General features: G+C 59.5%; 13 protein-coding genes. 11 read left to right on the top strand and 2 right to left on the bottom strand.

The features are described 5' to 3' along the window. The first annotated feature begins 152 nt into the window (after positions 1 to 152). From FJ145_25845 to FJ145_25830, 4 genes are all read left to right on the top strand, one after another. Positions 153 to 1,133, top strand: a complete 981-nt coding sequence (locus FJ145_25845) for a hypothetical protein (GenBank protein ID MBM4264834.1) — start codon at positions 153 to 155, stop codon at positions 1,131 to 1,133. A 132-nt stretch (positions 1,134 to 1,265) separates the two neighbouring features. Continuing rightward, positions 1,266 to 2,660, top strand: a complete 1,395-nt coding sequence (locus tag FJ145_25840) for a glycosyltransferase family 4 protein (GenBank protein MBM4264833.1) — start codon at positions 1,266 to 1,268, stop codon at positions 2,658 to 2,660. Between the two features lie 29 nt (positions 2,661 to 2,689). Beyond that, positions 2,690 to 3,331: a sugar transferase gene (locus tag FJ145_25835; GenBank protein ID MBM4264832.1), complete on the top strand. Its 642-nt coding sequence runs from the start codon at positions 2,690 to 2,692 to the stop codon at positions 3,329 to 3,331. 68 nt (positions 3,332 to 3,399) lie between these two features. Further along, positions 3,400 to 4,599, top strand: coding sequence for an NAD(P)/FAD-dependent oxidoreductase (locus tag FJ145_25830; protein MBM4264831.1), 1,200 nt, complete (start codon positions 3,400 to 3,402; stop codon positions 4,597 to 4,599). A gap of 215 nt (positions 4,600 to 4,814) precedes the next feature. Here the strand turns inward: FJ145_25830 and FJ145_25825 are convergent, their stop codons facing one another. Both FJ145_25825 and FJ145_25820 read right to left on the bottom strand, forming a co-directional pair. Beyond that, positions 4,815 to 5,432, bottom strand: a complete 618-nt coding sequence (locus tag FJ145_25825; GenBank protein MBM4264830.1) for an HPF/RaiA family ribosome-associated protein — start codon at positions 5,430 to 5,432, stop codon at positions 4,815 to 4,817. A gap of 220 nt (positions 5,433 to 5,652) precedes the next feature. Continuing rightward, positions 5,653 to 7,170, bottom strand: coding sequence for a sigma-70 family RNA polymerase sigma factor (locus FJ145_25820; protein MBM4264829.1), 1,518 nt, complete (start codon positions 7,168 to 7,170; stop codon positions 5,653 to 5,655). A 412-nt stretch (positions 7,171 to 7,582) separates the two neighbouring features. Here FJ145_25820 and FJ145_25815 point away from each other — a divergent pair, with 412 nt between their 5' ends. From FJ145_25815 to FJ145_25785, 7 genes are all read left to right on the top strand, one after another. After that, positions 7,583 to 8,248, top strand: a complete 666-nt coding sequence (locus FJ145_25815; protein MBM4264828.1) for a protein-L-isoaspartate(D-aspartate) O-methyltransferase — start codon at positions 7,583 to 7,585, stop codon at positions 8,246 to 8,248. Between the two features lie 32 nt (positions 8,249 to 8,280). Further along, positions 8,281 to 9,054 (top strand): M23 family metallopeptidase, encoded by a 774-nt coding sequence (locus FJ145_25810; protein ID MBM4264827.1) that lies wholly within the window; start codon positions 8,281 to 8,283, stop codon positions 9,052 to 9,054. A gap of 5 nt (positions 9,055 to 9,059) precedes the next feature. Next, positions 9,060 to 10,211 (top strand): methionine synthase, encoded by a 1,152-nt coding sequence (locus tag FJ145_25805; GenBank protein MBM4264826.1) that lies wholly within the window; start codon positions 9,060 to 9,062, stop codon positions 10,209 to 10,211. 158 nt (positions 10,212 to 10,369) lie between these two features. Then, positions 10,370 to 10,894, top strand: a complete 525-nt coding sequence (locus tag FJ145_25800) for an adenine phosphoribosyltransferase (protein MBM4264825.1) — start codon at positions 10,370 to 10,372, stop codon at positions 10,892 to 10,894. Positions 10,895 to 11,008: 114 nt separating this feature from the next. Then, positions 11,009 to 11,578, top strand: coding sequence for an NADH-quinone oxidoreductase subunit I (locus FJ145_25795; GenBank protein MBM4264824.1), 570 nt, complete (start codon positions 11,009 to 11,011; stop codon positions 11,576 to 11,578). A 13-nt stretch (positions 11,579 to 11,591) separates the two neighbouring features. Continuing rightward, a complete protein-coding gene (gene thiC / locus FJ145_25790; GenBank protein MBM4264823.1) occupies positions 11,592 to 13,541 on the top strand; it encodes a phosphomethylpyrimidine synthase ThiC in 1,950 nt (649 codons plus the stop codon). Positions 13,542 to 13,676: 135 nt separating this feature from the next. After that, positions 13,677 to 14,660: a xanthine dehydrogenase family protein molybdopterin-binding subunit gene (locus tag FJ145_25785; GenBank protein MBM4264822.1), complete on the top strand. Its 984-nt coding sequence runs from the start codon at positions 13,677 to 13,679 to the stop codon at positions 14,658 to 14,660. The last annotated feature ends 197 nt before the right edge of the window (positions 14,661 to 14,857 follow it).

Genomic DNA, 14,857 nt, shown 5'->3' with positions numbered 1-14,857 from the left:
TGCGAATGGCAGTGAAAAGGTCGAAGAGATGCCAAGCATCGGCGAATCAAACCGAACGATCTGCGCTGATGCCTTCGCTCCTCCAGAGTTCCACTTCGATCGACACAGTGTCATGGGTTTTCCTCGTCGCATGAATAATTCGGGCTAGGCCTATGGCCATCGTTCAACGGTTCAACTATTATCGCCGGCTGTTTCCCGCCTATCTGGGCCGGCAAAAAAGTCAATTGACCTTTTGGCACGACGTGCCAGAGGTCAACGAGCGCTGTCCATGGACCACCCTGGGTGAATACTACATGCCGTTTACGGCGAAAGCCGACTACGCCGGCGCCTATGATTCCGCCGGCGTGCCGCTACTCGACTATCGCGGCCGCATCGGCCGGCAATACAACCCGATCGCCATCGCGCAGTATGGCCTGGGCAATTACAATGCATATTGCCGGACCCAGTCCGCCGAGCGGGAAGAAAAATGGCGCGCCGCGGCCGATTGGCTGGTTAAAAATCTCGAACGGAACCACGCCGGTCTGTGGGTGTGGCAGCACCATTTCGACTGGGAGTATCGGACTACTCTGCGCGCACCCTGGTACTCGGGTTTGGCCCAAGGGCAGGGGATTTCGCTGTTGGTGCGGGCCCATCGGCAAACCGGCGAGGACAAGTATCGCGAAGCTGCCGAGCGCGCCCTCATGGCATTCTTTGCCAAAGTTGAGATCGGCGGCGTCGTGTTTCAGGACCGCGCCGGCAACGACTGGTTTGAAGAATACATCGTCGCGCCGCCGACCCATATTCTTAACGGCTTCATTTGGGCGAGCTGGGGCGTCTATGACTACTTTCTCGCCACCGGCGACCGGCGCGCACAGCGTCTGTTCGACCGGGCGGTGCAGACGCTGGCGCAGAACCTGCACCAATTCGACGCCGGCTTTTGGTCGCTCTACGAGCAATCGGGCACCTGGATGAAGATGCTAGCGAGCCCCTTCTATCACAGCCTGCATATTGTGCAGCTCGAAGTGCTTTACCGGCTGACCGGGCACGAAGTATTCAAACGGTTCGCCATCCGCTGGCACGGCTATCGCAAGAGCCGCTCCCGGCGCACGGCGGCGCTCAGCTATAAGATCGTCTTCAAGCTCTGCTACTACTAATTCCCTGGTGCGTTGGCCCGGCACCAGTCTCACTTTTTTTCACTCAATTCTTAGACCGTTATCTCGACGCTTGGCGATTCGGCTTGCCAAATACATCTCGATCATTCGCACCTGGTAGGGAGGCTCGATCCCATGAATATTCTTTACGTATCGCAATATTTTCCCCCGGAAATGGGCGCGCCGGCGGCGCGGGTTTCCGAGCTGGCGCGCCACTGGGCGCGCGCCGGCCATGCTGTCACTGTGCTCACCGGCTTTCCCAACCATCCCACGGGTGTAGTCCATCCGGAGTACCGGCGGCGGTTTCGCCGGCTAGTCTGCCGCGAGCAATGCGACGGCGTCGACGTGGTGCGCACCTGGCTTTTGCCGGTGCCCAATCGGCGCGCCATCGAGCGAGTGTTGAACTACTTGTCTTTTACGGTTTCGGCGTGCCTGACCGGCATGTTTCTCAAAAAACCCGATGCCATCATCGCGACTTCGCCGCAGTTGTTCGTCGGTTTGGCCGGATGGTGGCTCGGTTTGATCAAACGCGCGCCCTTCATCCTCGAGGTGCGCGATCTCTGGCCCGAGTCGATCACCGCCGCGGGCATGGGCAGCGAAAAGGATATTTCGATTAAGCTTCTGAAAGCGCTTGCCGCTTTTCTCTACCGCAGGGCGAGCCATATCGTGGTCGTCACACCGGCGTTCAAGCGCGAATTGGTGGCGAACTGGGGGTTAGCGGGGGAGAAGATTTCCGTGGTGGAAAACGGTGTGGAGACCGATCTGTTTACGCCGGCGCAAAACCGCGGTGCGGTCAAGGAGCGGCTTCATCTCGAGGGCAAATTCGTTGTCTCCTACGTCGGCACGCTCGGCATGGCCCACGGGCTACAAACCATTGTCGAGGCGGCACCGCGTTTGGCCGCGGAGTTGCCGCGGGCGCATTTTCTGCTGGTGGGCGAGGGCGCCGAACGAGAGCAGATCGTCCGCCTGGCGGCGCAGCGCGGGCTAGGCAACCTGACCGTTCTGCCGCAGCTCCCGAGGGAACAGATTCCCGCGGTGATTTGCGCGTCCGATGCCTGTCTTGTGTTGCTGAAAAAAGCGCCGGTGTTCAAGACGGTGATACCGACGAAAATGCTCGAGTTCATGGCCTGCGCGCGACCGGTGATTCTCGGGGTGGAGGGGCAGGCGCGCGAAATCGTCGACGAAGCGCAGGCGGGTTTGTTCATCGAGCCGGAAAACCCCGGCGCCTTGTTGCAAGCGATCAAAACACTGTTCGCCGATCGCGAGCTCGGTGCGCGCCTGGGCCGCAATGGACGCAAGTACATCACCGCCAAGCTGTCGCGCGAAAGCACCGCCGCCACCTATTCAGACTTGCTGCAGGCTTTGACCTCGCCTGCCGGAGTCGCTGCGGTCTCGCTGCGCGAGCACGCCCTCGAGCGCGAAAATCGCGAGCTCCGTGAGCGGCTCGCGGCACTGCACCTGGAAAACGCTCAGCTGCGCAGTGGGCGGACAAATAATTATGCCGGCAGTCAAACCTCGGCGCCGATGTGAACTGTGAGCGGCAACCGGAGGGACTAAACATGATGCGATCGATGGCACTGTTGGCTAAGCGGGTTTTTGATATCGTCGTTTCTCTCGCAGCATTGGTTGTCTTGCTGCCGGTGATCGGCTTGATCGCGCTGGCGATCAAACTCGACGACGGCGGCCCGCTGTTGTTCATCCAGGAACGGGTAGGCAGAGGGCTGCGCAAGTTTCGCTGTATCAAGTTTCGCACCATGATCGTCGGCGCCGAATCCCAGGGCAACCGCTTTATCGTCACCAAAAACGATGCGCGGGTGACCCGGGTTGGCGACCGGCTGCGCTCCTGGACCCTCGATGAAATCCCGCAGCTCATTAACGTGCTCAAGGGTGAAATGAGCATAGTCGGACCGCGTCCGTGGGTCGAGGATCAGGCACGCCACTGCGCCGCCAAGGACCGGCGGCGTTTCGATTTCAAACCGGGCATGGCCGGTTGGGCCTGGATCCACGGCCGCAACAAGCTGCCATGGGACGAGCGCGTGCGCCTCGACCTTTGGTACGTGGATCACTGGTCGTTCAGGCTAGATGTGGCGATTTTAGTGAAAGCAGTGCTAATGCTTTTGCGCCGCGACGGGGTGCACTTCGCCGATTCGGCGGCGACACTGGAGCGGGGTGCTGCAATTACGCGGCGCGCTAAGAGCTAAGTGCAACAGGATAACGGGCTGCGAGTTCGGCCGTTTGTATTTAGCGCTTTGCCCACTCAACAGGAGGAATAGCAGGAGTGTCGGACGTTAACATTATTGGAGGTTCCGCCGCCGGTTTGTTCGCCGGCTATTTGCTTGCGCGCATGGGTAAAAGCGTGCGGCTGTTTGATGCCAACGACGTGATGCACGTCGATAACCGCACGCTGATCACCACCGCGCGCTTACAAGAAGTACTCGGCTTCTATCCGAGCGAGGCCGTGGTGAATCAGATTGACCGCATCGATCTTTATTCGCCCAATCATCAAGTATCGATCCCGATGCAGGAACCGGACTTGGTCGTCGAACGCTCGGCGGTGATGCGCCTTCTAGCGCGCATGGCCGCCGCTGCCGGCGTCGAAATTCGCGGCCATTGCCGCTTTCAAGATTTGGTTCCCAGCGACCGCGGCATCAAAGTAACCATCTGCGACGGCGAAAAAGATCGCCTGGAGACGTTCACGACCCGGGTGCTCATTGGCGCCGACGGCATGCACAGCCGGGTGGCGCACAAGACCATCGGTAACGGCCGGCTAACGACGCCGATCCTGCAGGCGATCGTGGAGATGCCGGCGGGCGCCCGGACCGGCACCACCGGGGTGTGGTTCGAGCCCAAGGATACGCCATACTTCTACTGGTCGATTCCCCATTCGGAGCGCCATGCCGCCGTCGGTTTTATCGCCGAAGAGGGCAAAGATGCGCGCGCCAAACTGCACCGGTTTCTCGACCGCAACGGTTTCAAGGCGGTGGACCTGCAATCCGCGCGCATTCCCTCTTACAGTCATTTTTTGCGCCCCTGGCGCCAGCTCGGCGGCGGCGATATCTACTTGATTGGCGATGCTGCGGCGCAGGTCAAAGTCACCACCGTTGGCGGCCTGGTGACCGGGTTGCGCGGCGCGCGCGCGGCGGCAAACGCCATTGCCGGCGGCACGAGTTACCTGCGCGAGCTCTGGTCTTTGCGTTGGGAGCTGAGCCTGCACCTGATGATCAGGGCCGCCATGCACCGATTTGGCGGCGCCGACTACGACCGCCTTTTGCAAGCGCTAACGCCCAAGACCGTCGCTATCCTCGGCCGGCGCAATCGTGACGATGCCACGAAAATAGTCTGGGGCATACTATCCGCCCAGCCGCGTCTACTGAGCTTTGGTCGCCATGCGTTCAACGCTTTCGGTAAGTTGCGGCCCACCGCGGCGAAGCTGCCGCCAGTGAGCCTGGGCGAGCCCCGCGCCGGCTGATCGATCGCCAAGACCACCAATGCCTTGTCTCTCGCCCGGTTTGGAGTTACTCCAAACCGGGCTTTTTTTTGCGCAAGAGATTACAAGTCTCGAACCCGTCGGCGGTTTCATAAAGATCCACCGAAGGGTTCCAACCGCGCGCTTCGCGGCAGAAGCATGCGGTGAAGATTCCAAATTCTCCCAAGTAGAATAATCTGGAATCTGGAATCTCATAGCTAGCGCGCTACCCGCACCGTGCTCGCCTGCGGTCCTTTGGAGCCTTGCTCTTCGGCAAAATGCACCGTCGTGCCGATGGCGAGATGCTCATAGCCGGGATGCAGCACGCTGTTGCCGTGAAAATAGATCTCACGCCCGTCGGCGCTTTCAAGGAAGCCGTAACCCTCATCGGGAAAGAGCTTCGTCACCCGACCCGTGGGTGACGGTTCGTGCACTTTGACCGCACCGCTCTGACGGCGCGCGTAGTCCTGCAGCCGGCGCGCGGCGGCGTTGAAGGCGTCGCGGATGGCGACGTAGGCATCTTCATGGGCCGCATGTTTGCTTGGCTCATGGAGCTCGGTGAACTCTTTTTCAGCGCCAAAGGGATCGAGTTTTTTCGCCGCCAGCCGTTTCGGCGCGCGATTGATCACCACCTCGCCCCCCGGCACGGTTATGTCGATGCGCACCTGGTAAGCTTTCCCTTTGTGGTGATGGCGGTGCGGCGCTTCGACCGTGACACGGCAGCTCATGATTTGGCCATAGAAGCCATCGAGCTTAGCGGCGCGATCGCGAATGGCATTTTCCATGGCGGCCGACGGGTCCATGTTGCGGAAGGTGATCTTCAAGGGGATTTCCATAGAAACTTCTTCCTCCTGCAGGGATATTTGACACTCTGCAAAAGCGGCAAGAGGTATGCCAGCGGCTGGCCCCCGGCGCCGAAAAATCGTTTTTATTTTTCAGCGCCAGGGACGATCAACGGATAAGTATCGACGGGTTTTTCGCGGCTTTGAGAATTGCCGCGACAATTTTTCCCAATGATGGGAAAACTTATCCGACGTAAGCTCGAGGTTGTCGGCGTTACTCTGCGGAGTCGTTCTCGGTGTTCTGCTCGCTTTCCAACTCGTCGATATCCCTGAGCGGCGTTGGCAGGGGGCGGCGCCGGTTGGGGTTGCGTAGTACCTGCAGCGATTTTTGCTCGATCTGGCGAATCCGCTCGCGGGTGACAGCAAACATATCACCCAGCTCCTCAAGCGTGTAGTCGCGCTGGCGCGCAATCCCAAAGCGCATACGCAGCACGGTTTCCTGGCGCGGCGTCAACACCGACAGCGCTTTGCGTACCTCGGCGCGCAGCTTGCTGTCGCCCGCGTGCTCGTCGGGGCCGCGTTGCACGCGATCCTCGATGAAGTCGGCGAGCTCGTCGCCGTTTTCCCACAGCGGCGTTTGCAGTGAAACCGGTTCGGAGTGGAGCTGGATGAGCCTTAGCAGCTCCTCCATGGGCATGTTCATTTCCACAGCCAGCTCCTCCGGCGTCGGTTCCCGCCCGAGCATGCGCTGCATGTGCCGCGCAGTTTGCAAGACTTTGTTGCGCGATTCGATGCGGTGCACCGGCACGCGAATCGTCCGTCCGGTGTCGATCAGTCCGCGGGTAATGCCCTGGCGTATCCACCAGCTGGCATAGGTGGAGAAGCGAAACCCGAGCCGGTAGTCGAACTTTTCGACGGCGCGCATCAGGCCAAGGTTGCCCTCCTGAATCAAGTCGAGGAAGCCGAGGCCGCGGTTAATGTACTTTTTCGCGATGCTTACCACTAGGCGCAGGTTGGCCTCGGTGAACTCTTTCTTCGCCAGCGCCGCGAGCTCTTCGGCTGCCATCAGAGTGCGCGCCAGGGCTTGGATTTCGCCGGCCGGGAGTCCGCTGTAGGCTTCGTTGTCAGCCCATTCCGCGCTCAACGCAGCTCCGTTGATGCTTGCTTGGAGAGATTTTTCTTGCAGCAGGGTGAACTGTTCGGCGCGGCGCTTGAGCTGGCCGATCAGCTCGTCGATAATATCGCTCGACAAGCGCAGCTCGGCGATGACGCCGTTGGCGCGTTCGACCAGCGCTTGTTGCTTGCGCCGCAGCAGCATGGCGCGCGGCCGCGACAACCGGCTTTTGCGCAGCTCAGCGCGGATGTCATCGAGTTGCCGTGCAAGCCGGCGCAGCTTGCTGATGTGTTTTAGAAAGGGGCGGTTGTCGAGCGGGTCTTCGCTGTCGCCGTCGCGGTCGTCCTGGCGCTCGACAATTTCGCGCAGCTCGATTTCACCCGCGGCGATGCGCTCGCCCAGCTGCAAGATCGAGCGCACCGTCATCGGCGCGGCGCAAAGCGTCGTGAGGATGGCTTGCCTAGCTTGCTCGATCTGCTTTGCCAGAGCGATCTCGCGCTCGCGACTGAGGAGCGGCACGGTGCCGATCTCGCGCAGGTATTGCTGGATCGAGCTCAAGCCAAAGCCGGTCTCTCCGCGCTCCGGTTCCGGCTCGCGTGGCTCTTCGATCTCGTCGGCAAACTCGACGATATCGAGACTCCCATCGAAAAGTTTATCGCTGGCGGATTCTTGAGACATCGATCACTCCTTCGACTTCGTGCGGCGCTTTGCCGGCAACGACGAGGGCGCAGCCGGTTTGGCTGATCTTTACAATAGCCGTACCAAGAGGAGTTCGATGAACGCGTCGGCCAGGGCTCAAAAATATCTTTTATATCGCGGCGTTGTGATACGCCGGGGCAACCAAGGTTGGCGCCAGAGTTGGGGCTTCACGGGGAAACTATGCGACACCGCCGCATCGTCGTGAATAGTAGGGTTTTTTTGCCAGGTCGTGGACTGTCAAACCTAAAACTGCGTGAGAGTTTGGTTCAGAACCTGCGACTTCTTGAAGCGTCGCTGGCAAAGACGTTTGTGAGTGTGCTAAACATGGAAGAATTCCGCCTTTTTGTGATCGAAAGATGATCTTTTGATTGGGCCTGAGCGCCAATTTGCAGTGAAATCCCCGGCATCGACACCGCAAGATTTCGCCTGGGTTCGTGAGAAGCTGGTCCAGGAGCAACTGATTGCCCGCGGCATCAAAAACCCGCGCATCCTGACCGCCATGCGCAAGCTGCCACGCCACCTGTTTGTCGACCCTGGTCTGGTTAAACGCGCCTACGAGGATTGCGCGCTGCCGATCGGCGATAAGCAAACACTATCGCAGCCCTACATGGCGGCGCGCATGACCGAAGCGTTGGAACTCGACGGCGATGAGAAGGTGCTCGAGATCGGCACTGGTTCAGGTTACCAAACCGCGCTGTTGGCGGAGCTCTGTTTCAACGTATTTTCCGTGGAAAAAATTCGCACGCTGTCGCACAAAGCGCGCGCCCTGCTGGACCGTCTAAATTACCAAAACATTGCTCTGCACGTGGGCGACGGCACCATCGGCTGGTCCGAGCACGCCCCCTATGATGGCATTATCGTTACGGCGGGCGCGCCGGAAGTGCCAAAGCCGCTTTTGGACCAGCTTGCGCCGGGTGGACGCTTGGTGATCCCCGTGGGCGATGAGCAAGGACAGACCTTGGTGCGCGTCACGCGAATCGCTTCAGGCTTTCGCAATGAACAGTTGGGCGATTGTCGCTTCGTCAAACTGTTGGGAAAATATGGCTGGCGCAACTGAAGCAAGCTGAGCAGCGCCGCGGTTGCCGCTTCATGAAAATCAATTGCCTGCGACTGACGCTGTCGACGCTGCTGGCGTGCGGCTGTGGATCGACGCTGAGCGCGCCTGTGCCGGTGGCGGTACCGAGCCCCCCCAAACCGGCGCCGAGCCGCCCATCCCAAGGCATTCATCACGTCGTCAAAGCCGGAGAAAATCTTTTTCGCATTGGCAAAGCCTATGATATCAGCCACGAAGAGTTGGCGCGGGTGAACAATCTGCGCGACGCAGGTCAGATCTTTGTCGGTCAACGGCTGTTCATTCCCGGGGCCAACCGCCAGCTGCCGGTGGAGATTATCACTCCGGTGGAGCCGGCGCCGCGTGCGCCAGCGACGCCCGAACCCTTTGAGCCAAATCGTGATCGTTTTCTCTGGCCGGTCGGCGGCACCATCAACTCCGGTTTTGGCCCGCGCGGCTCGAGTTTCCATGATGGCATCGATATCGCGGCGCCCGAGGGCACGCCGATCCGCGCCATCGAACGCGGCGAAGTGATCTTTAGCGACCAGCTGAAGGGCTATGGCAATATCGTCATCGTGCGCCATGCCGAGGGGCTAGTCTCAGTGTACGCTCACAATGAAGTTAACTTGGTGCGCCAGGGGCAGACGGTGGCGCGCGGTGAAATGATCGGCCGAGTCGGCAGCACGGGCCGGGTCACCGGGCCCCATCTGCACTTTGAAATTCGTAAAAACAACGCGGCGCAGGATCCGCTGCGCTATCTACCGCAGTTGTGCTGTCTGCCGGCTTCCGATACTGTGCCGGCGAAAGGTTAAGCAACATGAAAGAATTGGCGAACATTCGCACTGACGTGGTTGGCAGTCTGCTGCGTCCGCCGGCATTGAAAGAGGCGCGCATCAAGTACGACGAAGGGAAGCTGTCTTTAGACGGGCTGCGCCGCGTCGAAGACGACGGTATTCGCAGCGCCGTTGCGTTGCAAGAACAGATCGGTCTAGCGGTGGTTACCGATGGTGAGTACCGTCGGCTCAATTTTCAGGACAGCTTTGGCGAATCGGTGGCCGGTTATGATGCCGGGCCGCCGAGTTTGAAGTTCTACGAGAAGCGCGTGGAGGGCGGCAATCCGCTGCAACGTTGGGAGATTCCCGATCACGGTGAACAGAAGGGCACAGCGGTGGCGCAGCGCCGGCCGGCGGCGGAAAAAATTCGCCTGGCGCGCAACGTGCCGCTGGAGGAGTTTGGTTTCTTAAAAAGCGTTGCCCATAAGCCCACGAAGGTAGCGCTGATCGGGGTGGACCGCATTTCCCAGCGCTTCGATTGGCAGAATTCCAAAGCGATTTATCCCGGCGGACTCGATGAATTCGTCGGCGACGTCGTCAATGTGGAGCGCGAGATCATCCGCGGCCTGGCTGACGCTGGTTGCCGCTATGTGCAGATCGATGCGCCGGGGTATACCGCTTACGTCGATCCGCCGTCGCTCGCAGCGATGCGCAAGCGTGGCGAAGATCCCAAAGAAAATTTTAGCCGGTCTCTAAAAGCCGACAATCAAGTGCTCGCAGGTTTCGACGATGTCACCTTGGGCATTCACCTGTGCCGCGGCAATCAGCGCAGCATGTGGCACCGCGAGGGCACCTACGACGACATCGCCGAGCGCTTGTTGAATGAGCTCAAGTTCGACCGCTTCCTATTCGAGTACGATACGCCGCGCGCCGGCGGCTTCGAGCCGCTGCGCTTTTTGCCCAAGGGCAAGATGATTGTGCTCGGCTTGGTCAGCACCAAGGTCGCCGAGATGGAAACCGTCGACGGCTTGAAGCGGCGCATCGACGAAGCGAGCAAGTATATGCCGCTAGAGCAGATGGCGATCAGCCCGCAGTGCGGTTTCTCTTCCGACGTCGTCGGCAATCTGATTAGCGCCGACGATCAAAAACGCAAGCTGGAAACCGTGGTGGAGACGGCGCGGCAAATTTGGGGCTAGTGCGATCGCCCAGGGGTTTCCGGAAATTTTCTCGCGTAAAGACGCAAAAGCCGCAAAGTCCGGAGGTTAGATTTTTCTTTGCGATCTTTGCGCCTTTGCGCGAGGTCTATTCTGCTTCATAACTGCTGGAGAAAGGTTTCTCGACGATGAAAGATTCTATGGCCGAGATTCGCGGCGCGATTCGCGATATTGCCGATTTTCCCAAGCCAGGCATTGTCTTCAAAGATATTACACCGCTGTTGGCCAACGGGCCGTTGTTTTCTCGCACCATCGATCTGCTCGCCCAGCGCTATCGCGATCAGAAGATCGATATCGTCTTGGGCATCGAATCGCGCGGCTTTATCATCGGCGCAGCGTTGGCCTACAAGCTCGGCGCCGGTTTCAGCGTGGTGCGCAAGCCGGGCAAGCTCCCCTACCAGACCCATAGCGCGAGCTATGAGTTGGAATATGGCACCGACACGCTGGAGATTCATATCGATGCCATTCCCAAACAAGCGCGGGTGATCATCGCCGACGACTTGATCGCCACCGGCGGCACCGCCGCGGCGACCGCTCAGCTGGTTTCCAAGCTCGGCGGCACGGTGGTCGAGTGCGCCTTCGTTATCGAATTGGCGTTTCTCGACGGACGCGCTAAGTTGGCCCCCCATGGGGTCTTCTCAATCTTGAGATACGATTCCGAATGAACCGATAAATCAAGGAGTTCCAGGCGAACGTTACCTTGACTTTGGCGTTTGATTGCCGCTAAGGTGAGGGCACTCAATGGGGCGTTATTTAAGGGTGAATTCCAAGGGAGGCGGATGAAAAGAATCGAAGAGATGAGCCTGTGGGAGCGGCTGTATTTCCCGGAAGTTTTTCGCGGGCTGATGCTCACGGGCTATCGCATGTGGCGCAACCTCGCGGTGCACACCATGCATCAGTTGGGATGGCGTAAAGACCTGCAGGCCTCGGTGACTGTGCAATATCCCGACGAGCGCGCGCCCTATCCCGACACGTATCGCGGCCGCCATCGCTTGACGCTCAAAGACGATGGTTCGGTGCAATGCACGGCCTGTTACCTTTGCGCCACCGCCTGTCCAGCGGAGTGCATCTATATTCAAGCCGGCGAGTATCCCGACAAATCGGTGGAGAAGTTTCCGATCCGCTATGAGATCGACACGCTGCGCTGCATCTACTGCGGCTTTTGTGTCGAGGCGTGCCCATGCGATGCGATTCGTATGGATTCCGGAACCCACCCCGGCAACCTGGGCACCAGCCGCAAGGACTTTGTTGAAACCAAAGAAGTGTTAATGGAACGCTCGCAAGAGTTGGCCGAGAAGGGGAAAGAGGGATTGTACGAGCAGTACGTCAAACCGTACCGCCACGTCTAGAGGAGGGCTGTCCATGTCAAACGCGCAGGAACAAAACGGCTCGAAGCCAAACGGATTGACGACCCAGCCGCTGCCGGCATCGCAGAAAGTTTACGTGCATAATCATCGCAGCCCCAATGTCGAAGTGGCGATGCGCGCGGTGACGCTGACCGGAGCAGCCAACGGCCACGCTGGCAACGGCAATGGCCATGCGCCGGCGCAGGTCATGATCTACGACACTTCGGGGCCCTACACGGACCCGAGTGTGAGCACGGACATCCGTCGCGGTCTGCAGCCGAGCCGGATCGAGTGGATCAAGGCGCGCGGCGATGTCGAAGAGGTGCCGGCGTATAAATTTAGCAACGGCAATGGCAAAAACGGGGCTACAAGCACCACCGAGCGGTTTCCCGATAGCGCGCGCCGTCCGGTGCTGCGCGCCAAGGCGGGCTGCAACGTCTCGCAGATGCATTACGCGAAAAAGGGCATTATCACACCGGAAATGGAGTACATCGCGATCCGCGAAAATCTCGGGCGCGAAAAGGCCTTTGAGACCGGTTCCGATGGGGCACGCACGCACAAAGGGCAGAGCTTCGGCGCGGCGATCCCGTCTTTTGTGACGCCGGAGTTTGTCCGCGACGAAGTGGCGCGCGGCCGCGCGATCATCCCATCGAATATCAACCACCCGGAAAGCGAGCCGATGATCATCGGCCGAAACTTCCTGGTCAAAATCAACGCCAACATCGGCAACTCGGCGGTGGCCTCTTCGGTGGAAGAAGAGGTCGAAAAGATGATCTGGGCGACCCGCTGGGGCGCGGACACGGTGATGGATCTGTCCACCGGCGACAACATTCATGAAACCCGCGAGTGGATCCTGCGCAATTCACCGGTGCCCATCGGCACCGTGCCGATCTATCAGGCGTTGGAAAAAGTCAACGGCAAAGCCGAAGACCTCACCTGGGAGATCTTTCGCGATACTTTGATCGAGCAGGCCCAGCAGGGAGTATCTTATTTCACGATCCACGCCGGGGTGCTACTGCGCTACGTGCCGCTGACCGCCAAGCGCGTCACCGGCATCGTCTCGCGCGGCGGCTCGATCATGGCGAAATGGTGCTTGACCTATCACAAAGAAAACTTTCTCTACACGCATTTTGAAGAGATCTGCGAAATCATGAAGGCCTACGACGTCGCGTTCTCCCTGGGCGATGGCTTGCGCCCCGGCTGCATCGCCGATGCCAATGACGAAGCGCAATTCGGCGAGCTGGAAACCCTCGGTGAATTGACCGACATCGCTTGGAAGCATGACGTGCAGGTGATGATCGAAGGGCCGGGCCATGTGCCGATGCATATGATTCACGAGAACATGACAAAGCAACTGGAAGCCTGCCACGAAGCGCCTTTCTACACTTTAGGTCCGCTCACCACCGACATCGCGCCGGGCTACGATCATATCACCAGCGCCATCGGCGCGGCGATGATCGGCTGGTACGGCACAGCCATGCTCTGCTATGTGACGCCGAAAGAACATTTGGGCTTGCCCGACAAAAAGGACGTGAAGGACGGCGTCATCGCCTACAAGATCGCGGCCCATGCCGCCGATTTGGCCAAAGGCCACCCCGGCGCGCAGGTGCGCGACAACGCGCTCAGCGCGGCGCGCTTCGAGTTCCGTTGGGAAGACCAGTTTAATTTAAGCCTCGACCCGGAGACGGCGCGCGAGTTCCACGACGAAACCCTGCCGGCGCAGGGCGCCAAAGTAGCGCATTTCTGCTCCATGTGCGGGCCGCACTTCTGCTCGATGAAAATCACCCAGGACGTGCGCGATTATGCCGCCCAGGTTGGGGTGGGCGAACAGGCGGCCATTGAAGTTGGTATGAAGGAAAAGGCCGAAGAGTTCAAAAAGACCGGCGGCAAAATCTATCATGAAGTCGGCAGCGCGGGAGCCGAAGCGCCGACAACGGCGCCGATGCGGGCAGCTGCCAAAGAGTAGCTACAGGCGGAAAGCCCTTAGAGGATAAAAGCAACAGGGGCGAGGGGTGAAAACCTCTCGCCCTTGTTGCTTTTTGCGAGTATCGCGAGTTCCGGATCAGCTCGGAGGTGATTTCGCCGGTCTGCTCTTGGCCGCATGAGAGTTGCGCGCGAGGTTTATAGACAGCCCAAGCTAGCGCCGCGAAAATCGGGAAACTTAACCGGCCGCGGTGTCGCTCTGGCCTGCCGGCATATCGGCCAAGGGGAGTCGGGCGCCGAGTTGCTCTTGGAAAGCGAAGGTAACGTACGGCTGGTGGTCGGCATTCTCGATGTCGGCACGGGAGTTCATGTCATCCATAAACAGATTGTCGCTGAGGTTCTGGGGGTCGAGCCTGAGCGAGTGTTCGTGCAAGTCGCGGACACCAACCGCGCCCCCTATCACGATGGCATCAAAGGACAGGGCGCCACGCACGTGACCGGACAGGCTGTGTCACGGGCGACCCAGGCATTGATCGAGACTCTGAGGGCTCGAGCGGCTGTGCACTGGGGGGTCGATCCGGCGCGCGTCGAATGGAAAGACGGGCAGGTATGGCTCGAGGATGGAAAAACGACGATGGATCTAAGCCGGCTCGCTGCGCTGGCGCCGGGGGAGCCCGGCCGGGGATATGCTTACTACGACGGACGCGAGAGACCGCGCGAACATATCTTTCAAGCGATGGTCTGCGATGTCGAGGTCGACCCCGAAACCGGTCAGGTCGAGGTGCGGCAGATCAATACTTTTCATGATGTCTCCGTCGTGATCAATCCGCTGAGCCATCAGGGCCAGATCGAAGGCGGGCTCATTCAAGGGTTGGGTATGGCTGTCTGCGAAGAAGTCGGTTTGGAGGATGGCCGCGTGACGACGCTTAGCCTAGGTGATTACAAATTGCCGACCACCCGTGACATTCCGGTGCATCAAACGCTTTTGGTTTCCGGCGCCACGCAAGGCCCCGGACCTTTCAATACCAAACCTGCGGCCGAGCACGCGATCACGCCCGTGCCACCGGCGGTGGCCAACGCGGTTTTCGATGCAACCGGCGTGCGCCTAACGAGCCTGCCAATCTCTTGTGAAAAGGTTTACCAAGGCCTACGTTCTCGTTAGCCCGGAGCCTTAGGAAAGTTCTTGATTTTCGAGATGCTAGAAGCGATATAACTACGCTGCGTTCTCCCACAGGATTATAGAGCAAGGTTCACTTCTTTTCCGCTTTTAGAATCTCATTCAGCAGTTTGCGCACCGGTTCTATATCGCTCCACTCGGGACGGCTGTCGAGGTCCATATATTTTTCGCCCGATTTGCGC

The sequence above is a fragment of the Deltaproteobacteria bacterium genome, from assembly GCA_016874755.1.
GTDB lineage: Bacteria > Desulfobacterota > Binatia > UBA9968 > UBA9968 > DP-20.
The sequence above is the reverse complement of the archived record's forward strand: the minus strand, read 5'-3'. Positions and strand labels throughout refer to the sequence as shown.

Coding starts and splice junctions, on each gene's coding strand:
- FJ145_25785 (MBM4264822.1), top strand. CDS start 13,677: ATGAGAGTTGCGCGCGAGGTTTATAGACAGCCCAAGCTAGCGCCGCGA.
- FJ145_25825 (MBM4264830.1), bottom strand. CDS start 5,432: ATGGAAATCCCCTTGAAGATCACCTTCCGCAACATGGACCCGTCGGCC.
- FJ145_25835 (MBM4264832.1), top strand. CDS start 2,690: ATGATGCGATCGATGGCACTGTTGGCTAAGCGGGTTTTTGATATCGTC.
- FJ145_25795 (MBM4264824.1), top strand. CDS start 11,009: ATGAAAAGAATCGAAGAGATGAGCCTGTGGGAGCGGCTGTATTTCCCG.
- FJ145_25800 (MBM4264825.1), top strand. CDS start 10,370: ATGGCCGAGATTCGCGGCGCGATTCGCGATATTGCCGATTTTCCCAAG.
- FJ145_25840 (MBM4264833.1), top strand. CDS start 1,266: ATGAATATTCTTTACGTATCGCAATATTTTCCCCCGGAAATGGGCGCG.
- FJ145_25810 (MBM4264827.1), top strand. CDS start 8,281: ATGAAAATCAATTGCCTGCGACTGACGCTGTCGACGCTGCTGGCGTGC.
- FJ145_25805 (MBM4264826.1), top strand. CDS start 9,060: ATGAAAGAATTGGCGAACATTCGCACTGACGTGGTTGGCAGTCTGCTG.
- thiC (MBM4264823.1), top strand. CDS start 11,592: ATGTCAAACGCGCAGGAACAAAACGGCTCGAAGCCAAACGGATTGACG.
- FJ145_25820 (MBM4264829.1), bottom strand. CDS start 7,170: ATGTCTCAAGAATCCGCCAGCGATAAACTTTTCGATGGGAGTCTCGAT.
- FJ145_25845 (MBM4264834.1), top strand. CDS start 153: ATGGCCATCGTTCAACGGTTCAACTATTATCGCCGGCTGTTTCCCGCC.